This window comes from Acidobacteriota bacterium (genome assembly GCA_018268895.1).
Lineage (GTDB): Bacteria > Acidobacteriota > Terriglobia > Terriglobales > Acidobacteriaceae > Edaphobacter.
In genome coordinates, this window is record JAFDVP010000013.1 from 99907 (window position 1) to 121183 (window position 21277).

Annotated in this window: 18 protein-coding genes; 8 read left to right on the forward strand and 10 right to left on the reverse strand. The window is 61.1% G+C overall.

Annotated features, from left to right (window positions below; genetic code table 11):
- Nucleotides 1–217: 217 nt before the first annotated feature.
- From JSS95_16410 to uvrA, 3 genes are all read right to left on the reverse strand, one after another.
- Nucleotides 218–667, reverse strand: a complete 450-nt coding sequence (locus JSS95_16410) for a YciI family protein (protein MBS1801396.1) — start codon at nucleotides 665–667, stop codon at nucleotides 218–220.
- 628 nt (nucleotides 668–1295) lie between these two features.
- Entirely contained in the window at nucleotides 1296–2363 is a 1068-nt protein-coding gene (locus JSS95_16415) for a CPBP family intramembrane metalloprotease (GenBank protein MBS1801397.1), read from the reverse strand.
- Nucleotides 2360–5578, reverse strand: a complete 3219-nt coding sequence (gene uvrA, locus JSS95_16420) for an excinuclease ABC subunit UvrA (GenBank protein MBS1801398.1) — start codon at nucleotides 5576–5578, stop codon at nucleotides 2360–2362. Before uvrA ends, JSS95_16415 begins: the two co-directional genes overlap by 4 nt.
- 228 nt (nucleotides 5579–5806) lie before the next feature.
- On the opposite strand from uvrA, the gene JSS95_16425 reads away from it, so the two are divergent.
- Complete coding sequence (locus JSS95_16425; protein MBS1801399.1) at nucleotides 5807–6013, forward strand: hypothetical protein; 207 nt, start codon at nucleotides 5807–5809, stop codon at nucleotides 6011–6013.
- 65 nt (nucleotides 6014–6078) lie between these two features.
- On the opposite strand, the gene JSS95_16430 is transcribed toward JSS95_16425, so the two are convergent.
- Nucleotides 6079–6831, reverse strand: a complete 753-nt coding sequence (locus JSS95_16430; GenBank protein MBS1801400.1) for a hypothetical protein — start codon at nucleotides 6829–6831, stop codon at nucleotides 6079–6081.
- 248 nt (nucleotides 6832–7079) lie between these two features.
- Between JSS95_16430 and JSS95_16435 the strand changes: the two genes are divergently transcribed.
- From JSS95_16435 to JSS95_16450, 4 genes are all read left to right on the forward strand, one after another.
- Nucleotides 7080–8063 carry a hypothetical protein gene (locus JSS95_16435; protein ID MBS1801401.1) on the forward strand — a complete coding sequence of 328 codons (984 nt, stop codon included), beginning with the start codon at nucleotides 7080–7082 and terminating at the stop codon, nucleotides 8061–8063.
- A 134-nt stretch (nucleotides 8064–8197) separates the two neighbouring features.
- Nucleotides 8198–8845 carry a nitroreductase family protein gene (locus JSS95_16440; protein ID MBS1801402.1) on the forward strand — a complete coding sequence of 216 codons (648 nt, stop codon included), beginning with the start codon at nucleotides 8198–8200 and terminating at the stop codon, nucleotides 8843–8845.
- On the forward strand, nucleotides 8842–9318 hold the full coding sequence (locus JSS95_16445; protein MBS1801403.1) for an NUDIX hydrolase: 477 nt from the start codon (nucleotides 8842–8844) through the stop codon (nucleotides 9316–9318). The genes JSS95_16440 and JSS95_16445 overlap by 4 nt, the downstream gene beginning before the upstream one ends.
- A complete protein-coding gene (locus JSS95_16450; protein ID MBS1801404.1) occupies nucleotides 9315–10262 on the forward strand; it encodes an alpha/beta hydrolase in 948 nt (315 codons plus the stop codon). The genes JSS95_16445 and JSS95_16450 overlap by 4 nt, the downstream gene beginning before the upstream one ends.
- Nucleotides 10263–10268: 6 nt before the next feature.
- Here the strand turns inward: JSS95_16450 and JSS95_16455 are convergent, their stop codons facing one another.
- The 4 genes from JSS95_16455 to JSS95_16470 all read right to left on the reverse strand — a co-directional run bounded on the left by JSS95_16455 (nucleotide 10269) and on the right by JSS95_16470 (nucleotide 13625).
- Nucleotides 10269–10877 (reverse strand): UbiX family flavin prenyltransferase, encoded by a 609-nt coding sequence (locus tag JSS95_16455; protein ID MBS1801405.1) that lies wholly within the window; start codon nucleotides 10875–10877, stop codon nucleotides 10269–10271.
- Nucleotides 10878–10970: 93 nt separating this feature from the next.
- Nucleotides 10971–11591 (reverse strand): YkgJ family cysteine cluster protein, encoded by a 621-nt coding sequence (locus JSS95_16460; protein MBS1801406.1) that lies wholly within the window; start codon nucleotides 11589–11591, stop codon nucleotides 10971–10973.
- Between the two features lie 15 nt (nucleotides 11592–11606).
- Entirely contained in the window at nucleotides 11607–12230 is a 624-nt protein-coding gene (locus JSS95_16465) for a hypothetical protein (protein ID MBS1801407.1), read from the reverse strand.
- A gap of 96 nt (nucleotides 12231–12326) precedes the next feature.
- A complete protein-coding gene (locus JSS95_16470; GenBank protein MBS1801408.1) occupies nucleotides 12327–13625 on the reverse strand; it encodes an adenylosuccinate lyase in 1299 nt (432 codons plus the stop codon).
- 117 nt (nucleotides 13626–13742) lie between these two features.
- On the opposite strand from JSS95_16470, the gene JSS95_16475 reads away from it, so the two are divergent.
- Together JSS95_16475 and JSS95_16480 are read left to right on the forward strand one after the other, a co-directional pair.
- Nucleotides 13743–14210 (forward strand): winged helix-turn-helix transcriptional regulator, encoded by a 468-nt coding sequence (locus tag JSS95_16475; GenBank protein ID MBS1801409.1) that lies wholly within the window; start codon nucleotides 13743–13745, stop codon nucleotides 14208–14210.
- The gene (locus JSS95_16480; protein ID MBS1801410.1) at nucleotides 14207–16114 is read left to right on the forward strand and encodes a chloride channel protein; all 1908 of its coding nucleotides are present in this window, start codon (nucleotides 14207–14209) and stop codon (nucleotides 16112–16114) included. The genes JSS95_16475 and JSS95_16480 overlap by 4 nt, the downstream gene beginning before the upstream one ends.
- Before the next feature lie 6 nt (nucleotides 16115–16120).
- On the opposite strand, the gene JSS95_16485 is transcribed toward JSS95_16480, so the two are convergent.
- Entirely contained in the window at nucleotides 16121–16375 is a 255-nt protein-coding gene (locus JSS95_16485; protein ID MBS1801411.1) for a glutaredoxin family protein, read from the reverse strand.
- Nucleotides 16376–16403: 28 nt separating this feature from the next.
- Nucleotides 16404–16976 carry a hypothetical protein gene (locus tag JSS95_16490; GenBank protein ID MBS1801412.1) on the reverse strand — a complete coding sequence of 191 codons (573 nt, stop codon included), beginning with the start codon at nucleotides 16974–16976 and terminating at the stop codon, nucleotides 16404–16406.
- A 442-nt stretch (nucleotides 16977–17418) separates the two neighbouring features.
- Here JSS95_16490 and JSS95_16495 point away from each other — a divergent pair, with 442 nt between their 5' ends.
- Complete coding sequence (locus JSS95_16495) at nucleotides 17419–20784, forward strand: hypothetical protein (protein MBS1801413.1); 3366 nt, start codon at nucleotides 17419–17421, stop codon at nucleotides 20782–20784.
- The last annotated feature ends 493 nt before the right edge of the window (nucleotides 20785–21277 follow it).

A 21277-nucleotide genomic window follows, 5' to 3' on the forward strand; every position in this document is an offset into this window, starting at 1 on the left:
TCCTGCCGCTCTACATGTACGTCGAACGGGAACGAAGGAAATCGACACGGGGCCGGATTTTTTTGAATTTTTTTTGAACTCCGTCCAAGGGGCCATCTCTGCTGCTCCCCACCCTTTATGGCGTGTCATTCCGAGCGCAGCGCAGCGGAGCCGAGGAATCCCCGTATTTCGCCGGTAGAGCCACAAATACCGGTGTTACCCGCGACAGGCCAGAGAATTAAGCGACACTCGTCGTCCGCAGCATCTTCTCAGCATCCGCAGCCATCGTCTTCGAGGCGTGCAGCATCAGCGGCTCAGTGGAGTCAGCGGGGAAGTCGGCGGCCTCAAGCACCTGGCGCACTTCAGCCTGTCCGTCGACGCTGCCATTCAGAGTTGGGCAACGCCGTGCCCAGCGAACCGCCTCCTCAAGCGAGGGAACCTCGATCATGATGAAGCCGGCGATCAGCTCCTTGAGCTCGGTAAAAGGACCGTCGACAACAGCCTGCTTCCCCTGTGAGGCGACGATGCGGGCGGACTTCGCGGTAGGCCGCAGCCACTCCCCGGCTAGCAGAACTCCGGCGTCGCGCATGTCCTGGTAGTACTGGCCGACGGCGGCGAGGAGATTTTTGTCAGGCAGAGCGCCGGTTTCCATGTTGGCGTCGGATTTGCGGATGATCATGAAGCGCATATAAGCAACTCCCAGACAGATTTTACGTGCTATGTATCTAGCAGATCAGAGGCAATGCTATAGGATCAGTGTCCGTACAAAGTTCAGGTGAAATGAAAATCAGATATCCGTTCATTCCCAAAACTTCTCTGTCGTTACGTCCCGGGGATTTCTGGGGATTTAGGTTAAGGGATGGTACATGGGCCTGTGGTCGAGTGCTTCAGTTGCCGCCTAAAGGGCGAAATAGTCGAATGTGGTTCTTTGGAGCACTGCTCGATTGGAACGACAAGGAAAGCCCAACGATCGATTCGATTGCGAATGCGATGACGCTGCGGCAAGGTGCTATGCATGTAGATGCGATCAGGAAAACTGGTCTCCAAATATTGGCAAATCGCCCTTTGGAGTGGGACAAACTCGAGCCCTGGCTCTGTATTAGTGGAAGCGACGTGCAACGCGGATATGATTACGTTCGGCCATGGACGCGAGATGACACGAAAACGCTTCCAACATTTTCTTACTGGGGAGATCTTTTCATTTGGAGCTTGGCGAACTATCACTTTTTGGGAAATTTGCCAGATAATGACGAGATTTCGTCATTGCCTTGATCCGCTTGATCGTTTATTTGACTGTTTCATGCTGTCCACGCCGGCTACCGTGCCAACCGCTCCAGATGCCGATACCCCCCGGTAGCAATAAACAGCGTCAGAAAGACTGACAAGTTATAGCAGGCATGCACCAGCGTTGAGCTGGCGACCGAGCGGGTCCTGATCCGCACTATGGTAAGCACCAGCGACACGCAGAAGAGGACGAACAGGGCGATCCAGGCGTGGGCGAGTTGCTCGGCGTGCAGCAGCACAAACAGAATGCTGGAGAGGATTGTGGAAAAGACGACCGCGGCGAGGGTGAGGCCGGTTGTGTTGTGCCAGTGCTCGCGGGCGGCGGGGGTCTTCGGCAACGAGAGCCAGTCGTAGGCGATCGCCAGGGCGGGGAAGAGGAAGCCGCGGAAGCAGATCTCCTCGAACAGGGGGGCGAGCAGGGTTCCGAAGGCCGTGACCAGCCAGACGTCGGAGGGCGTACGGAAGAAGTCGTCCATGGGGATGGACTTGGGCACCGGGATGAGCGACGAGATGGCCTGCACGGCGAACCCCGCGACAAGGCCGATGGGGATCAGCTTGTGCGCGTTGCGGCGCGCCGTGGCGAAGTCCCACTGGATGCCGTTGCCGAAGCTGCGCTGCCACAGCAGCGGGAAAAAGAACCACGAGACAGCCAGCGTAGCTATATAGGTAAGCGCCTGCGCCGCGACGATGAGCTTGGGATGCTTTACTGTGACCCCGGCCACCTTATGCGGATCGAGAACGGGGTGGACGAATCCGACAAGCACGCTGGAAAAGATGACCAGAAAGATCGCCGCGATGGCGACGAAGAGAATGGCATGTCCAATATGGGGCACGCGGGCAGGAACTCCGGGGCCTGGCGCAACCGAGGGGGGAGGGGCCTCGATAATGATGGCTTCCCCGTTGGAAGGGATAGAGATTCCCGTAGTTGGTTCTGCGGCGGCGCTCCCCGGTACACGGTGATCGAGCAAAGAGGTTGCGCCTTCAGTTTGTGGTGCTCCATCCCACATCTCAGAGTCGAGACCCTTCGACAAGCTCAGGGCAGGTTGTGAGGCACCCGGTCCTGTGGCGGGTCGAAGCGGAGGTGTCGGAGGGGTGCTCATGCCTTCTTCTTTGTCTTTGTCGTCGTCTTCTTCGCCGGCTTTTTGGGTTTGGAAGAATCGGCGGTTTCGCTCAGTTTAGCTTTGCTGGCCGCTGGTACGCCGGTTTTCTTTTCCGGAGGGACAAACTTGCCCTTTGTTTTCTTGTCCGGGTCGGTAGCGGCGCCGATGCTGGAGGGCTGGGCACCGGCGTGACTGGTCCCGTTGCGGCCAGCGGCGAGCTGCGCCGGGGTGTAGTGGCGGCTCAGGAATTCGGCGGTGTAGGAGCCGGGCACGGTGGCGACCTGCTCGGGCGTACCGTGGGCGATGATCTGGCCGCCTCCTTCGCCGCCCTCGGGACCAAGGTCGAGGATGTAGTCGGCGTTGCGGATGATATCGAGGTTGTGCTCGATGATCATGACCGTGTTGCCGAGGTCGGTCAGCCTGTGCAGAACCTCCAGCAACTTGCGGACGTCGTCGAAGTGCAAACCAGTCGTTGGCTCGTCGAGCAGGTAGAGGGTGCGCCCGGTCTGGCGCTTGCTCAACTCGCGGGCCAGCTTCATCCGCTGGGCTTCGCCGCCTGAGAGCGTCGTCGCTGACTGGCCAAGGTGAATGTAGCCAAGCCCCACGTCGACCAGTGTCTGGAGTTTCTGATTGACAGTAGGGATGTCCTTGAGGATGGGCAGGGCGTCTTCGATCGCCAGGTCGAGCAGGTCAGCGATGGAGTAGCCGTTGAACTTTACGGCGAGCGTCTCCTGGTTGTAGCGGCGGCCGTTGCAGACCTCGCACAACACGTAGACGTCGGGCAGGAAGTTCATCTCGATGCGGCGCTGGCCCTCCCCCTGGCAGGCCTCGCAGCGGCCTCCTTGAACGTTGAAAGAAAAGCGGCCGGGCTTGTAGCCGCGCTCGCGCGACTCGGGGAGCAGGGCGAAGATGTCGCGGATGGCGGAGAATACGCCGGTGTAGGTGGCCGGGTTCGAGCGGGGGGTGCGGCCGATGGGCGACTGGTCGATCTGGATGACCTTGTCGAGCTGCGAGATGCCGCGGACGCGGCCGTGCTGGCCGGGCTCTTCGCGTGAGCCATAGAGCTCCTTCGCCAGAGCGCGGTAGAGGATATCGTTGACCAGTGTGGACTTACCACTTCCAGACACGCCGGTGATAACGGTCATAACCCCCAGCGGAAAGTGAGCGGTGACATCCTTCAGATTGTGCGCCTTGGCGTTTTCGACGGTGATCCAGTTGCCGGTGAGCGGGCGCGGCTGGTTGCCGAGGGTGGGGCGGGTGACGATGTCGATCTTGCCGGCGAGATACTGCCCGGTGACGGAGGCCTCGTTGCCCATGATCTCGTCGGGGGTTCCATCGGCGATCAGGTGGCCGCCGTTCTTGCCGGCGCCGGGGCCGAGGTCGAGCACATAGTCGGCCTTGCGGATGGTGTCTTCGTCGTGCTCGACGACAAGAACGGTGTTGCCGAGGTCGCGCAGATTCTCGAGCGCCGAGATGAGCCGCTGGTTGTCTCGCTGGTGCAGCCCGATGCTCGGTTCGTCGAGGACGTAGAGGACGCCGCGCAGTCTGGAGCCGATCTGCGTGGCAAGGCGAATGCGCTGGCCCTCGCCACCGGAGAGCGTCGCGGCTGAGCGGTCGAGGGAGAGGTAGCCGAGGCCGACGGCGTTCAGGAACTCGAGCCGCTCGATGACCTCGCGTTGGAGGCGGTCGGCGATCAGGCGTTCCCGGCCAGTGAAGTTCATGGCCTTTGCAGCTTGCAAGGAGCGTTCGAGCGAGAGGGCTGTGAAGTCGGCTATGGAGAAACCGTGGCTCCCGTTAGCATCCTGCGAACCCACCTTAGCCGACGATGAAGCTGTCGGCGAAGATGGGGCACCCGGATTTGAGACGGGGATGGGGATGGTGACGGCGAGTGACTCAGGTCGCAACCGCCTGCCGTGGCAGCGAGGGCAGGTGGTCGCGGACATGTACTGCATCATGTACTCGCGGTAGCCCTCGGATTTGGAGTCTTCGAGGTTGGCGCGGAGATAGCTGAAGATACCGTGGAAGCCGGTGCGTCCGCCCTCACCCTTGGGGGGGCCGTAGAGGAAGAGGTTCTGCTGCTCCTGCGTGAGCTTCTCGAAGGGCTGGTTGATATTGATCTTGTACTTTTCGGCGGCCAGCTTAATAAGGCGAAGGAGATATTGCGAGGCCGAGCCGGGGCCCATGGCTCCGTCGAGCAGGGGCTTGGACCAGTCGGTGATGGTCTTGGCGGGGTCGAAGTCGTAGATGGAGCCGAGGCCGTGGCACTCGGGGCAGGCGCCGTAGGCGGAGTTGAAGGAGAAGCTGCGCGGTTCGAGCCTGGGCACGTTGATGCCGCAGTCGGGGCAGGCCATGGAGGAGGAGTAGAGCGTCTCCTCCTGCTTGCGGGTGGCGGGATCCTGGAGGCCGATGAGGACGAGGCCGTTCGCCATCTGGAGGGCCTTGGCGACGGAGGCTTCCAGGCGGCGGGTGTCGTACTTGGGAGGAGCGCCGGCGAGTGCGGCAGAGGTGTTATCCGATGGCAGCGGTTTGAGGATGATGCGGTCGACGATGGCCTCGATGGTATGGTTCTTGCGCTTTTCGAGGCGCATGCCGTCGGTGATCTCGATGATCTCGCCATCGACGCGGGCGCGGAAGCCCTGCTGGTCGAGGGCTTCAAGCTCTTCGCGGAACTCGCCCTTGCGGCCGCGCACAATGGGGGCCATGATCGTGATGCGTTCGCCGGGGGCGAGGGCGACGATGCGCTCCACAATCTGGTCGGCGCTCTGGCGTGAGATGGGGCGATGGCAGTTGGGGCAGTGCGGCTGGCCGACGGATGCGTAGAGAAGGCGCAGGTAGTCGTAGATCTCGGTGATGGTGCCGACGGTCGAGCGAGGCGAGCGCGAGGTCGTCTTCTGCTCGATGGAGATGGCGGGGGAGAGGCCGTCGATGGAGTCGACGTCGGGCCGCTCCATCTGGTCGAGGAACTGGCGGGCGTAGGCCGAGAGGGTCTCGACGTAGCGACGCTGGCCTTCAGCGTAGATGGTGTCGAAGGCGAGGGACGACTTTCCCGACCCCGAAAGTCCGGTGACCACAGTGAGAGTATTTCGCGGGATAGAGACGGAGACGTTGCGCAGGTTGTGCTGGCGCGCTCCTCGCACGGTGATGTGCGTGATGCCGGGCCGGGTGGGGATGGGCTTCTCCGTGGTTGTCGAGGCGGTCGTTTCGGCGGTGTTCATGTGCAGTCGCTGGGGTACTGGGGCCAAGCTATTAGGATACGGCATTTACGCTGCGGCGGCAGAGAGGGTGGGAATCGCTGACTGTGCGGGCGGGGATACAACCACCGTGGGACGCGATGTATCTGAAGGTGCAATAGCATCTCTCTCTCGGGGCATTGTTTTCCACAGGCGGTTTGTCACAATGGAATACGGGAATCGCACCCGGGCTCCTCTTCAGCTGCCGGGGCAATGAAAGACCCGGAAGGTTCAGGAGCAGTTGTGAATTCGTCGATTGTGTTGGTCTCTTCGGTGCTGGCTTCGTTGGCTGTAGGCGTTCTTAGCGCGTATGGTCTCTGCGTCTCGATGTTCAGGATCTTCCGTATTCACTCCACGCATGTCGCCGCCGAGAGACAGGCGCGTGCCGTGCTGGCCACATCGCCTGTGATTGAAAGTTAACGGCAACGGCTTACAGGTTGTCTGCGGCGCAGTTTCTTTTCGCTATCGATTGGCAATTTTATTCTTTACTGCGGCTGTTGATGCTGCTGCCGCATCTTCATCAGTTCATCGAATATCTGTTGAGGAGTCTTCGGGCCGCCATTCGATTGTCCGTTTGAGTCGCTGGATGGCGGGTTGGGGCTGGTTGCCGGCATGTCCGGGTTCTGTGGCGGGAGCGGACCGGCGACAGGCGATGCCGCCGGTTGCGATTGTGGGCTAACGGATGGAGCGACGACAGCCGGGCGCGAAGAGTCGTCGTCGCTGGAGTCGAAGCTCGCGGAGTTTGGGTTCGGCGGCGTGGGGCCGCCTGTCCGTGGAGTAAGGATCAACTCGGTGGCGCGGTCGCCCGATCCATCGACCAGGATCATGTTGCTTGCCGTGCCGTCGAGCAGCGATGACAGCACATCTGAGGGTGACGCCGGGCCATAGTCGCCGAAGACGCGCTCTTCCTGCACTCCGCCGGTGATCTTGATGCCGGTGCTGTGGGAGATCTCGCGCAGTATCTGGTTCAGGCTGGAGTTTGAGGCCGAGACCGTGAGCTGTCCGCCAGTATAGGTGACCGTAGCGCGTTTTGCGGGGCTCTGCGCCGGTGTGGGAGGAACCACTGGTTCGACCGGCTGTGCAGGAGCATTGGCAGTTGCCGCAATCGCAGGAAGCGCGGCAGACGGCGGAGGCGTGGAACGTTGCTGCGCGCGGTTAGGCACGCGGTTCTGGCCGTGGAGAGATGCTGTTGCCGGGATCGATACGATCAGCGCAATCGCAAACATCTGTGTTGGCATCCTGGTCCACATATATGCTGCGGGAGCTCTCCTCGATGTACGACGCCAGGCCGTGGCAAAGGTTATCGCGCGCTGTATGGGCACGCATGGAAACAGTGTATTCCTTTGTATGACAACCGGAGCCTATCTGCTGTACTAGACTTGAGTCGTCATTCGAAGACGCGAGGTCTTCGGAGAGGAATGGCATGATGCAGGGCGCGAGAGGTAGATGGGGTTCGACGAGCCGGTTGCTTGCGGTGTTTGCCGCAATGACGTTTGCCGGAGGAATAGTTGCAGGTGCCGAGACTTGCACGACGCAGTCGGCGATGGCTCCTGCGGACCGCGATGCACTGGCAGCTGCTGCGCGCAGCATGGCCCAGAGGGTGGAAGCGAACGATGCAGCCGGGTTGCGTTCCGTGACGATCGCGCCGTATGCCAACGACTTTGGCGCGATACAGAACCTGGTAGCCAACACATCGTCGAAGGTGAAGGGCGCCACGCCAGTGGTGGAACAGGTTTATCTGCTGGATGCCACCGACCTGAAGAAAGCTGCCGACGGCTCCAACGCCAGCGCGCAGTTTTTATGCACGCTGAACAAGTCCATTGCCGAGGCTGATTTTTCTATTCCCGGATTGCCTCCGGGCAAATATGGTTTTGCCATCGTCGAGGCCCGTGGCATCGCTGCTCCGTGGCATCTTTCCTTTCTATTGCAACAGGTGCAGGGGCAGTGGCAGATGGCGGGCTTCTATCCGCGGCCGATGACCGCCGCCGGCCGCGATGGCCTGTGGTACTGGACCGAGGCGCGCACGATGGCGAAGAACAAGGAGCAGTGGAATGCGTGGCTCTACTATCGACAGGCGGAGGCATTGCTGAATCCTGCGAACATGATTCAGAGCACGCACCTGGAAAAACTCCACAACGAGCAGGCCGCGGTGGCGCCTCCCGCGATCTCGTCGGGCGTCTCGCCGAACACGCCGCTTGTGGTGAAGGGGGCCAACGGAGCAGAGTATCACTTCACGGGACTCGGCGTGGATGACTCTCTTGCAAAAGAGAAGGTAGATGTCACAGCGCGTTTGAAGGTAGACCAGATCGGAGACCCGGTAGCAGCGCGGAAGCGCAACACCGATGCGGCGAGCGCGCTGGTCGCGGCCTACCCCGAGCTTCGAAAGGGGTTTCATGGCGTGTGGATCTTTGCGGAAGCGCCGGGGCAGAACCCTTACGCCACCGAGATGGCGATGAATGAAATTCACTAGTAGCTGTTGATGTAACTGAAACTCTGGAACGCGATCGAGGATGCTATCTTGAAGACGCCCTGACCTTTTGTGCTGCATGACCGTTCCGGGCACAAGAGCGGTGAGAATAACGCAGGAGACCGAAAGATAGAGTGATGGCGAAGACCAGAAAGACACTGAGCCAGGCGATTGCGGAGCGAAGGGCGACCCCGAGCTTCGACGGCGCGCCCCTGTCGCCAGAAGACCTGCAACAGATTCTTGAGGCCGGTCTTCATGCGCCGAGCGGCTACAACATGCAGCCCTGGCGCTTTGTCGTCGTGCAAGCACCCGAGCAGAAGCGGCGCCTGCGCGCTGCGGCCTACAATCAGGCGAAGGTGGAAGAGGCTTCTGCCGTGATCGTGGCCTGTGGCGACGCCGATGGCTGGCGCAAGGACATCGATCTGATGCTGCAACAGGGACGCGACGGCGGTATGCCGGAAAGCTACGCCGCGCAGGCCAAGACCAGCGTCACCAATTTTTTGAGCGGATTTTCAACCGAGCAGATGCACGCGTGGCTGAACAAGCATGTCATGATCGCCTTCACGCACATGATGCTGATGGCAGAGGTCATGGGCTACGATACAGCCCCGATGGAAGGCTTCGAGCAGGACAAGGTGCACGAGGTGCTGCGGCTGCCGATGAGCTATTGGGTGGTTGCCCTGCTCGGTATCGGGCATCTTCAGGGGCCGGACAAGTACAACGGCGGCCGCTTCGATTTGGCGCATACGGTCTTTGGCGAAGAGTTCGGCAAGCCGTTGAAATGACCGCAGGCGGCAACGAGATACGCGAAGGGCGGGAGTATCCGCGCGCACCGGTGGCGGGCGTCGCGGCAGTCGTCGTATGCGGTGAAGAGGTCCTGCTCATCCGCCGCGGGCGCGAGCCTCTGCTGGGCGCCTGGTCGCTGCCGGGAGGAGCGCTCGAACTGGGCGAGACGACGGCTGAAGGAGTCGTGCGCGAGGTCTTCGAAGAGACCGGAATACATGTGCAGCCCATCGAGGTAGCGGCAACGCTCGACCGGATCCTCCGTGACGATGCAGGCCGCGTACAGTTTCACTACATACTCGTGGAGTGGCTTTGTTTCTGCGAGAGCCCGAATGAGCTGGTATGCGGTGACGATGCCGCCGAGGCGCGATGGGTGCGACGCGCTGAGCTTTTCTCTGAAACCTATGCGCTCGACGCGACTACACTTGGCGTGATCGAAAGCGCGCTCAAGATCGCGGAGACGATAAAGAGATGAAACTGGCGTTGCGGTTTATCGCAGTGGGCATTGTGCTTGTACTTGCTGCCGGGCTGGTCTTTTACTTCCATCCGCTGTGGGTGGTCGACCAGCAGACGCGCCTGCATCTGTGGCGCGAGGGCGTGAAGAGCGAGTACGTGGATGCGGGCGAATACAAGCTTCATTATTTCGAGGCCGGCAACGGAACGCCGCTGGTGTTGGTTCACGGCCTGGGTGCGCGCGGTGAAGACTGGCAGAAGATGATCCCTGCGATGGCACAGTACGGATTTCATGTGTATGCGCCGGACCTTCCCGGGTATGGGCGCTCGTCGAAGCCTGCGGATGCGAGCTACTCCATCGGCATGGAGGAGGCTGCGGTCGTCTCATTCATGCAGGCCGTGCATGTGCCCCGTGCGGATGTTGGCGGATGGTCGATGGGCGGGTGGGTGGCGATGAAGCTCGCGCTCGATCACCCGGAGATGGTAGACCGCCTTGTGGTCTATGACGGCGCGGGAATCTACTTTCCTGCGACCTTTGGATCGGACCTGTTTGTGCCGAACGATGCAGCGGGAGTCGCGCGGCTGTTGCAGATGCTTTCTCCGCACCCGAAGGCCATGCCGGACTTTGTGGTGCGCGATGTCGTGCGAAAGCTCCAGCGCAACGGATGGGTGATCGATCGCAGCATGGCGGCGATGACTACCGGCCGCGACCTGCTCGACTTCAGGCTGCACGACCTTCGTCAACCCACGTTGGTGGTGTGGGGATCGGACGATGTGCTGATTCCGCTCTCCGTGGGCAGGAAGATCCACGAGGACATTCCGAACTCCGTGCTGAATGTGATGGAAGGCTGCGGTCACCTGGCGCCGCTGGAGTGCTGGCGGCCGGTGGCGGAGGCCACGGACGCATTTCTCAATGCGCAGCCTCCCATGCGCGGTATCGAGAAGGCCAATCCGACTCCAGATTAGCCAGGCTCAATTCTTGTCAGGCTGCCACTGATAGGCGCCGGGTTGCGGCAGGCCTATATGCGCAAGCACGCGATTCACAAACTCGCGCGCCATCTCGATGGTGCTCTGTGGGTGGTTATAGAGTGTGGGGATCGCCGGGAAAATCGTTGCGCCCGCATCGGAAGCAAGCTGCATATTTCGCAGATGGATGCGGTTGAAGGGAGTCTCGCGCACGCAAAGGATAAGCGGACGGCGTTCCTTCAGGCAGACGTCGGCTGCGCGCTGGATGAGATTTGTGGCAAGGCCGTTGGCGATGCCGGCCAGCGTTCCCATGGAGCAGGGAAGCACGATCATCGCGGAGGTGGGGTAACTGCCGCTGGCGATGTTCGCACCGATATCGGAGTTGGCGTGCTGACGCAGCTTTGCACAGGTCGCGCCCAGCAGCTTTTCTGCGAGATCGTTGCGGCCGCTCAGTTCCAACTCCTCCGCGAAGACGCGCAGTGCGTTCTCGGAGGCGACGAAGTTGATGTGTGCGACGCGGCCGTCGACGGCCAGCGCGCGGAGCATCTCGCTGGCGTAGACACTGCCGCTGGCTCCGGTAACGGCCAGGGTGATATTGCGCGGAGCTTCGACGATCTCAGGCACAGGATTGATTATCGCTTAGGACGAGGGGAGCTTGCCGATCCACTGCAAAATGCAGGTCCTTCGATTCCGCGCTACGCGCTCCACTCAGGATGACAATTCATGAGAAAAGCGGCGAAGGGCGAAGGCGACGATGGTTTCGCCGTGAAGGTCGTGCGCTGCGTTGAACGCGTCGTTGCTTGCCGACTCCTGCGCGGGGATCGACGGGTCGAGCTCGCAGGCAGCGATCTCCTCCGTTGTCGCCATGATGTAGCAAAGTTCGCAGGTCGCCAGGTCGCCTTCGGCAGTGCGCATGGGCGGTCCAAAGGTACGGCAGACGATGGGCCGCGCTTCGTACAGGTCACACGTGCCAGTCGCGGGATCCAGTACGGGGCAGGGCTCGCTATCGCCAATGCTGTCTTCGTCGCTGAAGAGCGGCGACTCTTCGTAGTCTTCGTTGAGGATGCCAGAGACCAAATCGCCAGGAAAGAGCGGTGCGATGCGTGCGAGCGAGTCATGGACGCGCGCACGGACTCGTGCAGCCCGCTCGGGAGTCTGCTGGTCAAGCATATGCAAGCCTTCGCGCAGGCGGGCCGCGTCCTGTTGCGAGATAGGGAAGACGCCGTGACAGCACTGGGTGCAGCCGGGGCGGCAGGCGAGATGCGGGCCGCTGCGTTCTGTCGCGGAGACCAGGGCGGCATCGACGATCTGGATCAGTTGGTCGCTCACAGGTCTTCCTTGGGCTCAGAGTGGTTTTGGAGGAGGGGGAGAAGGAGCGATTGCGATCTCCACGTCGGGTGTTCGCCGGGGTTGCTCAAGCCAGCGTGAGAGCGAGCGGAAGATGACGATCCATACGAGGAAGACAGCTTCGGAGATGACGAAGTCATGAGAGGTGAGCGGATCGGTTGGAGATGCCAGTCCAAAGGGAATAAGCAGTGCGCAGAAAACTCCCCCATAAAAGAAGATTCGCGGAAACCATGCGGTGGGTCTGGCGGGCCGATAGAAGAGCAGCAGTCTTCGCCACCAGGACAGGTCGCCAATCCTGTTCTGAAACTCCGACGACCTGCTGTGCAGCCTCATCTGCTGGGTGTGCGCAAAGAGCGAGTCCTTCTGGACGATCTCGCGAAGCATCTGAAGCTCTTGCTGGAGCTGAGGTGTGACGGGTTCGCCTGATAGGGGCATCTGGCTCGACAACTTGATCCACTGTTCCCAGAAGGCGAGACGCTTGGTTGCTTCTTCCAGAGTGCGGTTGCGAGCGGAGGTCGCGCTGCGATCATGGTTCCAGGCGACGGCAGCGGGAATGAGTGTCCCCACAAGACCGAAGGCTCCGGCGATCAGGGCTTTCTGCACGTCATCGGAGAAGGGCATGGGCGTCGTCCTTGTACCAGCCAGCAGACAGACAAGCATACAACTAGCAAAATGCAAGGTACAGAGTTAAACGCCGTCGTGAGCAGCCTCAAATCGTCAGCCAAGCACTCGCTCGAAGATGGCATCCACATTCGCCAACTGGCGGTTGTAGTCGAATGCCCGCGCTAGCTTCTCGGGCGTGAGGCGCGCCGTGATCTCAGGAACTTTGGCAATCTCATCGCGGAAGACGAGGTCGTTCTTCCACGAGTTCATGGCGTGTCCCTGCACAAGGCGGTAGGCGTCTTCGCGGCTCATGCCGGACTCGGCCAGGTCGAGCAGAAGCTGGCCGGAGAAGATAAGGCCGCCTGTGGACTCGAGGTTCTTCAACATGCGCGCGGGGTAAACGAGCAGTTTGTCGATCAGGTTGGTCGTCTTCGCCAGCAGGTAGTCGGCGAGGATCGTCGAGTCGGGGAAGATGACGCGCTCGGCGGAGGAGTGCGAGATGTCGCGCTCGTGCCAGAGAGCGACATTCTCCAGCGCGGTCTGTGCGTTGGAGCGCATGACGCGGGCGAGGCCCGAGATCTGCTCGCTGGTAATGGGGTTGCGCTTGTGCGGCATCGCGCTCGACCCCTTCTGCTTCTCGGAGAAGAACTCCTCGGCCTCGCGGACCTCAGTGCGCTGCAGGTGGCGGATCTCGGTGGCGATCTTGTCGAGTGTGGAAGCGAGCACGGCCAGCGTGGAGATATATGCGGCGTGGCGGTCGCGCTGGACAACCTGCGTTGCCACGTCGACCGGACGCAGACCCAGCTCGGCGCAGATCGCTTCTTCATGCTCGGGCTTCAGGTGGCCGAAGGTGCCGACGGCGCCGGAGAGCTTGCCCACACGGAGGTCTTCCGCGGCAGCATCGAAGCGTGTGAGGTTGCGCTGGACCTCGGAGTACCACAGCAACAATTTCAGCCCGAAGGTGGAGGGCTCGGCATGGATGCCGTGCGTGCGCCCGATGATGGGAGTGTTCTTGAACTCGATGGCGCGGCGCTTGAGGACATCGGCGAGCGCGACGATGCCCGCTCGGATGATGACGGAGGCCTCGCGGATCTGCAACGCCTGCGCGGTATCGACGACATCGGTTGAGGTTAGGCCGTAGTGTAGCCAGCGCGAGTGCTCGGGGTTATTGATGTGCTCGGCGACTGTGGTGGTGAAGGCGATGACGTCGTGCTTGACTTCGGCTTCGATGGCGTTGATGCGCTCTACGGTAAAGCCGCCTTTGTCGCGGATGGCGTCGGCGGCCTCCTGCGGCACGAGGCCGAAGCGGGCGAGCGCCTGCGAGGCGGCGGCTTCGACGGTGAGCCAGCAGCGGTACTTGTTCTCGTCGGACCAGATGCGGCCCATGGCGGGACGTGTATAGCGAGCGATCAAAGAGTGAAGTCTCCAGAGATGGATGGTTTTCTATCTCTTTCATTTTACTGTGGCGCGGGCCGGAGTATTCACGAGTCGCTATAAATGTCGTAATGCGATATAATCGTAGTACGACATATGCCGGTTACCCGAAAGAGCAAAAACGGATCGTTGGACTGGGCGAAGCTGGCCGACCTGGCCGAATTTCGCTACCAGTTGCGGCGTTTCGTCAGCTTCAGCGAGGCGGCATCGGAGGCCGCGGGGATCTCGGCGCAACAGTACCAGTTGCTACAGGTAGTGGCGACCGTGCCCGATGGGCAGGAGTCGTCAATCTCCTATCTTGCCGAGCGCATGGTGCTCCGTCACAACACCACGGTCGAACTGGTGGACAGGGCCGAGAAGGCCGGGCTGGTGCAGCGGGTGGCCGATCCCAACGACCATCGCCGCTCGCTGGTTGAGACCACAGCGCGGGGCAACGAGCTTCTGGCGCAACTGGTGCCGGTCCACCTGGCCGAGGTGCGGACCGAGAATGGCGAGTTGCTGCGCAGTCTCCAGCAGTTGATCGGCAACAGAACATCTTTACCGAAACAAGGAGCACAACGATGAGCCACGGAGAATCCGCCTCCAGTTTGCGGGACTATTCAGCGACAAACAGGATGCTGTTCATCAGCGGGTTGGCCGCCATACTGGGTGGCGCCGGGGCCGTGCTCGCATGGGCATTGCTGGGGCTAATCCGTCTGGCGACGAATGTCTTCTACTTTCACAAGCTGAGCTTCGCCAACACAAGTCCTGCCGACAGCACGCTAGGTTGGGGGGCTGCTTTCGCGCCGGTGATTGGCGGACTGCTGATTGGCGTGATCGCGCGCTTCGGGTCGGAGAAGATTCGCGGACACGGCATGCCGGAGGCCATCGAAGCCATCATCTTCAAAGGTGGCAAGGTTGCGCCCCGCATTGCGATCCTGAAGCCTGTCGCCACGGCAATCGCTATCGGTTCAGGTGGACCGTTCGGCGCGGAAGGCCCCATCATTATGACCGGCGGCGCAACCGGCTCGTTGATCGGGCAATTGCTTCATGCGACCGATTCGGAACGCACGACGCTGCTGGTTGCCGGTGCCGCCGCAGGCATGTCGGCGACATTCTCCTGCCCGCTGGCGGCCGTTCTGCTGGCGGTGGAGTTGTTGCTGTTTGAATGGCGTCCGCGCAGCCTGGTGCCGGTAGCCGTCGCCTCGGTTACGGCGGGAGCGATCCGCAGACTGCTCCTGGGACCGGGGCCGATCTTCCCCATGCAGCCAACGACAGTGCCGATTCACCATATGGCGATGATCGGCGCGTTGGTTGTCGGTTTGCTTGCTGCTCTGCTGTCAACCGGCTTGAGCAAGATTCTGTATGCCATCGAAGACATGTTCGAGCATCTGCCGATCCACTGGATGTGGTGGCCCGCAATCGGCGGCGCAGTCGTCGGTATCGGCGGCCTGTTCTTCCCACAGGCCCTGGGAGTCGGCTATGGAGTCATCCAGAAGCTGGTCACCAATGACGTGACATGGAAGGTCATCATCGGTGTGCTTGTCGTCAAGAGCATCATCTGGACCTTCTCGCTGGGATCGAACACCTCGGGCGGTATCCTGGCGCCGCTGTTGATGATCGGAGGCGCGCTGGGAGCGGCCGCGGCGCATGTGCTTCCTCCCATCTCGCAGGGCGCATGGGCGCTGGTGGGAATGTCGTCGGTGCTGGCGGCGGCGATCGGCGCTCCGTTGACAGCGGCGATGCTGGCGGTCGAACTGACTCACAACGGCGGCCTGATGCTGCCGGTCCTTCTGGGCTGCGTGGTGAGTTATGCCGTCGGCGTTCTGCTGCAACCGCGTTCGATTCTTACAGAGCGACTAAGCCGTCGCGGCTTCCATCTAAGCCGCGAGTACGGCGTGGACCCATTGGAGACGGTGATGGTTCGCGACGTGATGCACACCAGCGTCTTCGCGCTTCCGGCAGACGCCACCCGTCAGGATGCAGCTAACTGGCTGACGAGGATGAACAACCGTGGCAGCGAGGCCTGGTCGCACTGGCAGAGGTTGTTTCCATTAGTGGATGCCGTCGGGAAGCTCGACGGAGTGCTGACGCGCAGCCAGATGATCACCGCGGGGCGTGGAGGCGAGTCGACACAGCCGCTTATCCAGTCAGGCAGCTCGCGGCCTGCGGTGGTTGGGCCCAACGACACACTGCGTTCGGCTGCCGAAAAGATGGCGGAGTCGCACCTCACCTCCTTCCCGGTGGTCGATTCGGGCGGCGGGCTCAGCGGAATTCTGACGATCGAAGATCTTCTTGCCGCACGCAGCAAGGCGCGGATGCGCGACAGCGATCGCGAGCGTGTGCTCACACTCCGTTGGCCGTTTGGGCGGCAGCTTCGTGAAGAGCATTCGATCGACGATCTCGTGGATCGCGCCTATGACAGCGCAATCCGTGAGCACGAGAGATTAGAGGATGTAGGCGAACGGGTTGAGAGCGGACTGGACTAGCAGGGGCTACGACGAGACGCCGAAGAGTTCTTCCATCTCGTCGTAGAGAAAGCCCTCGCCCGGACGATACGGCTGCACCCATTTGCCGTCGATGACAAACTGCGGGATCGCGCGTTTGCCGACGTTGGCAAGAACCAGGTCGGCTGCGCCCGGTGTCCGCTCAATATCGACTTCGGTAAAAGGGATATTGTGCGTGGTGAGGAAGCGCTTTGCTTCGCGGCAGTCGCGGCACCATGCGGCCGTGTAGACAATCAGATCCATACAACCAGTTTACAGAGGGCAGGTTCCGCTATTCGGGAACCTGCCAGCCGGCCAGCGTCTGTGCCAGCGTAATCTCGCCGCTGCCTCCGTTTGTGACGGCCGCGCCCATTGCCGGAAATGCGGCCTGCACATCGGCAGACTTCGCCCACACGGGAACGTCCTCGATCTTGTAGCTGTACTTGATGTGCGTCTCAGGGAACCCGGTCATCCCTTTGGCGGGAGGCGTTGAGCTGTCGATGGCGCTCACCGTGCGGTGGCCATAGCAGAAGCGCGGAGCGTAACGCTCGCCGGCGCGCGCAACCGTGTAACGCGTCGTCTTGACGGCGGTCTCGTAGTTCGATTCCAGCAGCAGCGACTTCACCAGCGTGTTCATCCGCTTCGTCTCCGCGGGATCGGATGTGGCATACGGGAAACGAACATTCGAGAGCAGACACTCGGCGTGCTCGGTGTAATAGCTGTTGATGGTCCGGGTAAAGTTTGCCTCGCTGGGCTTTGCCTTTGAGTTGCAGCCCGTGGCGGCGAGAAGAGTTGCTGTCAACGTTGCAGCAGCGAGTCGAAAGGACCTGGCCGTGAAAGACGTACAAGGGGAAGTCGATGTCATACGTACTCCTAAACGCTTTGATTGAATCTAGAGTTCTGAACGTGCAATATGTTCCGGCAAACAGGTGAGATGCGATTTTTGCGTCGTCAGTTTGTCGGTCAGACTGAGGATGGCCGGATTGTCCGATCTTCGATCGACTCGTGAAATACGAGGGTATATCAAGGCTTGGCGTGCTGAAACAATCTCCATTGGCCATGCACTTGGGAGCTACGGGGACTGATCGAAGCGCAGAGGCCGCAGCATGCGCGGCAGGACATGCTGCCCGGCGTCGTGCGTCGTTATGGCAAGCGCGCGGGGTTAACTACACACGCAACACCATAGGCGCGAACCTTCAACCTCTGCTATTGTTGCCTGAACATTTTCTCGATGGGCCCGAACAGCCTCCGTGTGCGCCCGGGCAGGACGCACCGGTCTCCAAGCATCTCCCCGCAAGGAGCCGTAAATGCCAAAACTACCCGATTCCGCCCTTGAAGAGCAGAGGCTGCGCGACAAGGCCGCGAAGGATTACTGCGACAGACTCGCAACAACAATTAAGGATTTTTACGAGAGAAGAAGAGACCGCGAGGAGAAGAGAGTGGAGTTTGCCCACTCCTGGCACCACTCCTTCCCCGGCTTCGTACCGGCGCTCGATATTCTCGACGCGGCAGGGATCGCGCGGCTGCTTTACCATCAGCCGCGCGCGCAGGCGAGACTGGCCGCCCTCGTCGACTATCCTCCCAGCAAATGGCTTCTTGAGCAGGAGCTCACGGCAAAAGGGAACTGGCCGCCCGAAGGCACCCCCGAAGGTCCGTATGCTGTGCCAACGCAGGATGTCTACGACGTCGCCGCGGCGCTGAACCTTACAGGCATCTGCTTCTCGGGCGGAGGCATTCGCAGCGCCACCTTCAACCTGGGCGTCCTTCAGGGGCTTGCCGCCGCCGACCGCCTCAACTCGTTCGACTATCTCTCCTCTGTCTCCGGTGGTGGATACATCCATCAATTCCTTGCTGCATGGATATCCTGCGAGGACATCGAGACCGTCAAGAAGCAGTTGCAGCCGCTGCCCGGCCCGCCCTCGGCGCGTAGCTTCTGGCCCGATCCCCTGCGCTGGCTTCGCCGTTACTCCAACTACCTCACGCCGCAGGTTGGGCTCTTCACCGCTGACACATGGGTCGCATTCGCCATCTGGCTGCGCAACACCTTCCTCAATCAGATCGTCCTCGTGGCATCGCTTCTACTGATTCTGCTGCTGCCGCACTTCTACTTGAGTTCGCGAGGACGCCTTGCGCACTATCTTCTCGATCACGGTGGAATCACCGCTGCAATCATCCTCACCGGATTTGTGGTTGCCTCTGCCGTCATCGCGTTTACGCAGATCGTTCGTCCGCCCTCCGATCACTGTCACCCCGTTGAAGAGACCGGTTTCGGCCAGAACGGTGTGCTGGCGACGGTCTTCTTTCCCATTCTCATCTCCGTACTCGCGCTCTGCCCGTATCTCTATCGGTCATCGTTCTGGGCCGGCAATCGTTTGCCCGAGAACAACCCGCACAATCCTGCCGCGCAGCTTCGCCATTGGCAGCGAGTGCATCGAGCGATCGACACGGTCGCATGGCCCGAGAACACCGGCATCGTGCCTGCAAGCACGCGCGTCTACATCAGCCATCTGCATCATCTCGCACCACCTCCGCAACCACAGATGTCGACTGATCCCGGCAAGCCGAAGCTGCCGCCGCCGGGAGATCCCGCCGCCCTCGACAACCTTCGCGCATGGCAAAGCGCCTACTCCTTTCGCTGGTGGAAGCCCATCCGCTTCGACGGCTGGAGACCGGTCGGCAACTTCGATGAAGACACCTCCTCGTCGTGGGTCTTCACCTCCATGCTGTTGGGCATCGCCCTCTTTGTTCTCTCCGCCTCGCGTGCTATTCCGCAAGGGTGGAGGCGTCTCATCGTCCTGCTTGGAATCGTTGGAGCGGTTGGAAGCGGCTATGTGCTTATCAATCTCTCGCGCCTCATCATCTTCATCGCCTCATTCTTTCTTCCGCTCGAACACGTCACGCGAACCGCGATCCCTCTGCTCCCCTGGCTTGGCGTCACCATCGTCTTCGTCTCGATGGAGATTGCAGGCGGCTTCATCGGGAATCTAGTCGATGAATCGGTGCGCGAGTGGTTCGCCCGCCTCCGCGCGTGGAGCTTCCTCTTCGGCATCGCATGGTTCGGCCTTACAGCCTGTTCGCTGATCGGCCCCGGCCTGGTGTCGTGGCTCTTTCGTGTGGCCCATGTCGGCAAGCCGTTGTGGGCAACGTGGATCGCAACCACGCTGGCCAGCGTACTCGCCGGCAAGAGCTCTTATGTAGCCGGTGGCCCCAAGGACAGCCCGTCCAAGCTGGCTAAAGTGCTCAACGCGCTCATTCTTATCGGCCCCGTGGTCTTTATTGCGGGTCTTCTGATCACCCTCTCATGGGTCGTCGAAAAAGCGCTCGCCAGCATTGCGTCGCAGATCGGCGATATTATCGTTCCCCACTCCGACTTCGTCTTTCTGCTGCTTCTGCTTGCGATCACGGCCCTGCTCTTCGGCTGGCGCATCGACGTCAACGAGTTCTCACTCCACGCCTTCTATCGCGACCGCATCGCGCGCTGTTATGCCGGTGCCAGCAATCCCGACCGCCGCGCCAACCGCTTTACCGGATTCGCCGCCAGCGACAAGCGTCTGCGGCTGATCGACCTTCTGCCCGCGCAGTTCAATAGCGAGACGATGAAGCCTCTGTGGGCCAACACCTGCAGCCCGGACTTCTGTTCTGCCGAGCCGCAGGTCCCCACCTACCAGGGGCCGTTTCCCATCTTCTGCACCACGCTCAACCTCTCCTTCGGGCAGGACCTCGCCTACCAGGAGCGCAAAGGAGCGGCCTTCATCTTCACCCCGCTCTACTGCGGCTACGACGTTGGATGGACTGAGACTGATACCGACCGCGTGCAGTTCAACGGCTTCACTCCCACGCGCAGCTTCGCCTACAACGATGGCGGCCCGCGCATGGCCACCGCCGTGGCTACGTCTGGCGCAGCCATGAGCCCCAACTGGGGCTTTCACTCCAGCCCAACGATGGCCTTCCTGCTGACCATCTTCAACGTCCGTCTCGGCCTCTGGATACGCAACCCGCGCCACAAGCGCTTCCGTCTGCGGGCACGTCACAGCAATCCGTCGTCGCCGTGGTTCGGTCTCTTCTATCTACTTGCCGAGCTCTTCGGCATGGTCAACGACGAAGCTGCCTTCGTCTACCTCACCGACGGGGGGCACTTCGAAAACATGGGCCTCTACGAACTGGTGCGCCGCCACTGCGCCACCATCGTCATCTGCGACGCCGAGCAGGACGGCAACCTCTCCTTCCAGGGCATCGGCATGGCCATCCGCAAATGCCGCATCGACCATGCCGCCGAGATCAACCTCGACCTCACCCAGTTCGAGCCGGCGGGAGAATCGCAGGCAAGCCCGCAACACTGCATCGCCGGCACCATCCGCTACGCTAACGGAACCGTCGGGCAGGTGCTCTATATCAAATCCGTCTACACGCACGAGCTTCCCGCCGACCTGGTCAACTTCCGCAAGGAGAATCCCACCTTCCCCAACACTTCAACCATGGACCAGTGGTTCTCCGAGTCGCAGTTCGAGAGCTACCGCCGCCTCGGCCAGCACTACGCCCACTCCCCTCGCGTACTGGCCTGGCTCAACCACCACCTGCCCTTGCGAGATCCTGCCCCAGCGCCCCCTCCCGAACCCTCCCCCGGAGCACCACCCGAGGGAGCAGTGCCAGCGCCCACCGATCCGATGTCCTGAACTTTGAGCGGAGGATACGTACTCCTTTTCCACCGCTTCCACCACCCTCCACAGCGACTGCACAACTCTTGCGCCTTGTCCCTGACCTCTCCAGCGCCTACCCTCGCAGGGTGCAACAAAAGTTGTAGCGAGACCCTGCAAAGACCGCCAAAAAGAGCGAGAAGAAAACTCGCTCCAAAGGCGCGGATTTCGGGACTTCCACAGCTAAACCACTGATTTCCACGCCCTCTGGAGGTGTAACCTCGCATTAACAGGGGTATTTCCGCAGCCAACACTACATCTTGTGCTTTATACTTGACACACCCTATAAGGGGCGGTACTTTCACCACTGCAAGGGAACTCGTGAGAACCCCGCGTTAGACTCACCCGCCCCTCAAAATCCGGTTTCGTACGACCTTCAAGCCGTTCGACTGCCTCCGACGCCAACTCGGCCAGGCCAGACCAGTCGTCGCCTTGAAGCAACGTGATGACTATTAGATTCACCCGTTTTTTA

Excerpts from the sequence above, each read along its gene's own strand:
- JSS95_16410 (MBS1801396.1), bottom strand. The coding sequence starts at position 667 with ATGCGCTTCATGATCATCCGCAAATCCGACGCCAACATGGAAACCGGC.
- JSS95_16415 (MBS1801397.1), bottom strand. The coding sequence starts at position 2,363 with ATGAGCACCCCTCCGACACCTCCGCTTCGACCCGCCACAGGACCGGGT.
- uvrA (MBS1801398.1), bottom strand. The coding sequence starts at position 5,578 with ATGAACACCGCCGAAACGACCGCCTCGACAACCACGGAGAAGCCCATC.
- JSS95_16425 (MBS1801399.1), top strand. The coding sequence starts at position 5,807 with ATGAAAGACCCGGAAGGTTCAGGAGCAGTTGTGAATTCGTCGATTGTG.
- JSS95_16430 (MBS1801400.1), bottom strand. The coding sequence starts at position 6,831 with ATGCCAACACAGATGTTTGCGATTGCGCTGATCGTATCGATCCCGGCA.
- JSS95_16435 (MBS1801401.1), top strand. The coding sequence starts at position 7,080 with ATGACGTTTGCCGGAGGAATAGTTGCAGGTGCCGAGACTTGCACGACG.
- JSS95_16440 (MBS1801402.1), top strand. The coding sequence starts at position 8,198 with ATGGCGAAGACCAGAAAGACACTGAGCCAGGCGATTGCGGAGCGAAGG.
- JSS95_16445 (MBS1801403.1), top strand. The coding sequence starts at position 8,842 with ATGACCGCAGGCGGCAACGAGATACGCGAAGGGCGGGAGTATCCGCGC.
- JSS95_16450 (MBS1801404.1), top strand. The coding sequence starts at position 9,315 with ATGAAACTGGCGTTGCGGTTTATCGCAGTGGGCATTGTGCTTGTACTT.
- JSS95_16465 (MBS1801407.1), bottom strand. The coding sequence starts at position 12,230 with ATGCCCTTCTCCGATGACGTGCAGAAAGCCCTGATCGCCGGAGCCTTC.
- JSS95_16475 (MBS1801409.1), top strand. The coding sequence starts at position 13,743 with ATGCCGGTTACCCGAAAGAGCAAAAACGGATCGTTGGACTGGGCGAAG.
- JSS95_16480 (MBS1801410.1), top strand. The coding sequence starts at position 14,207 with ATGAGCCACGGAGAATCCGCCTCCAGTTTGCGGGACTATTCAGCGACA.
- JSS95_16485 (MBS1801411.1), bottom strand. The coding sequence starts at position 16,375 with ATGGATCTGATTGTCTACACGGCCGCATGGTGCCGCGACTGCCGCGAA.
- JSS95_16490 (MBS1801412.1), bottom strand. The coding sequence starts at position 16,976 with ATGACATCGACTTCCCCTTGTACGTCTTTCACGGCCAGGTCCTTTCGA.
- JSS95_16495 (MBS1801413.1), top strand. The coding sequence starts at position 17,419 with ATGCCAAAACTACCCGATTCCGCCCTTGAAGAGCAGAGGCTGCGCGAC.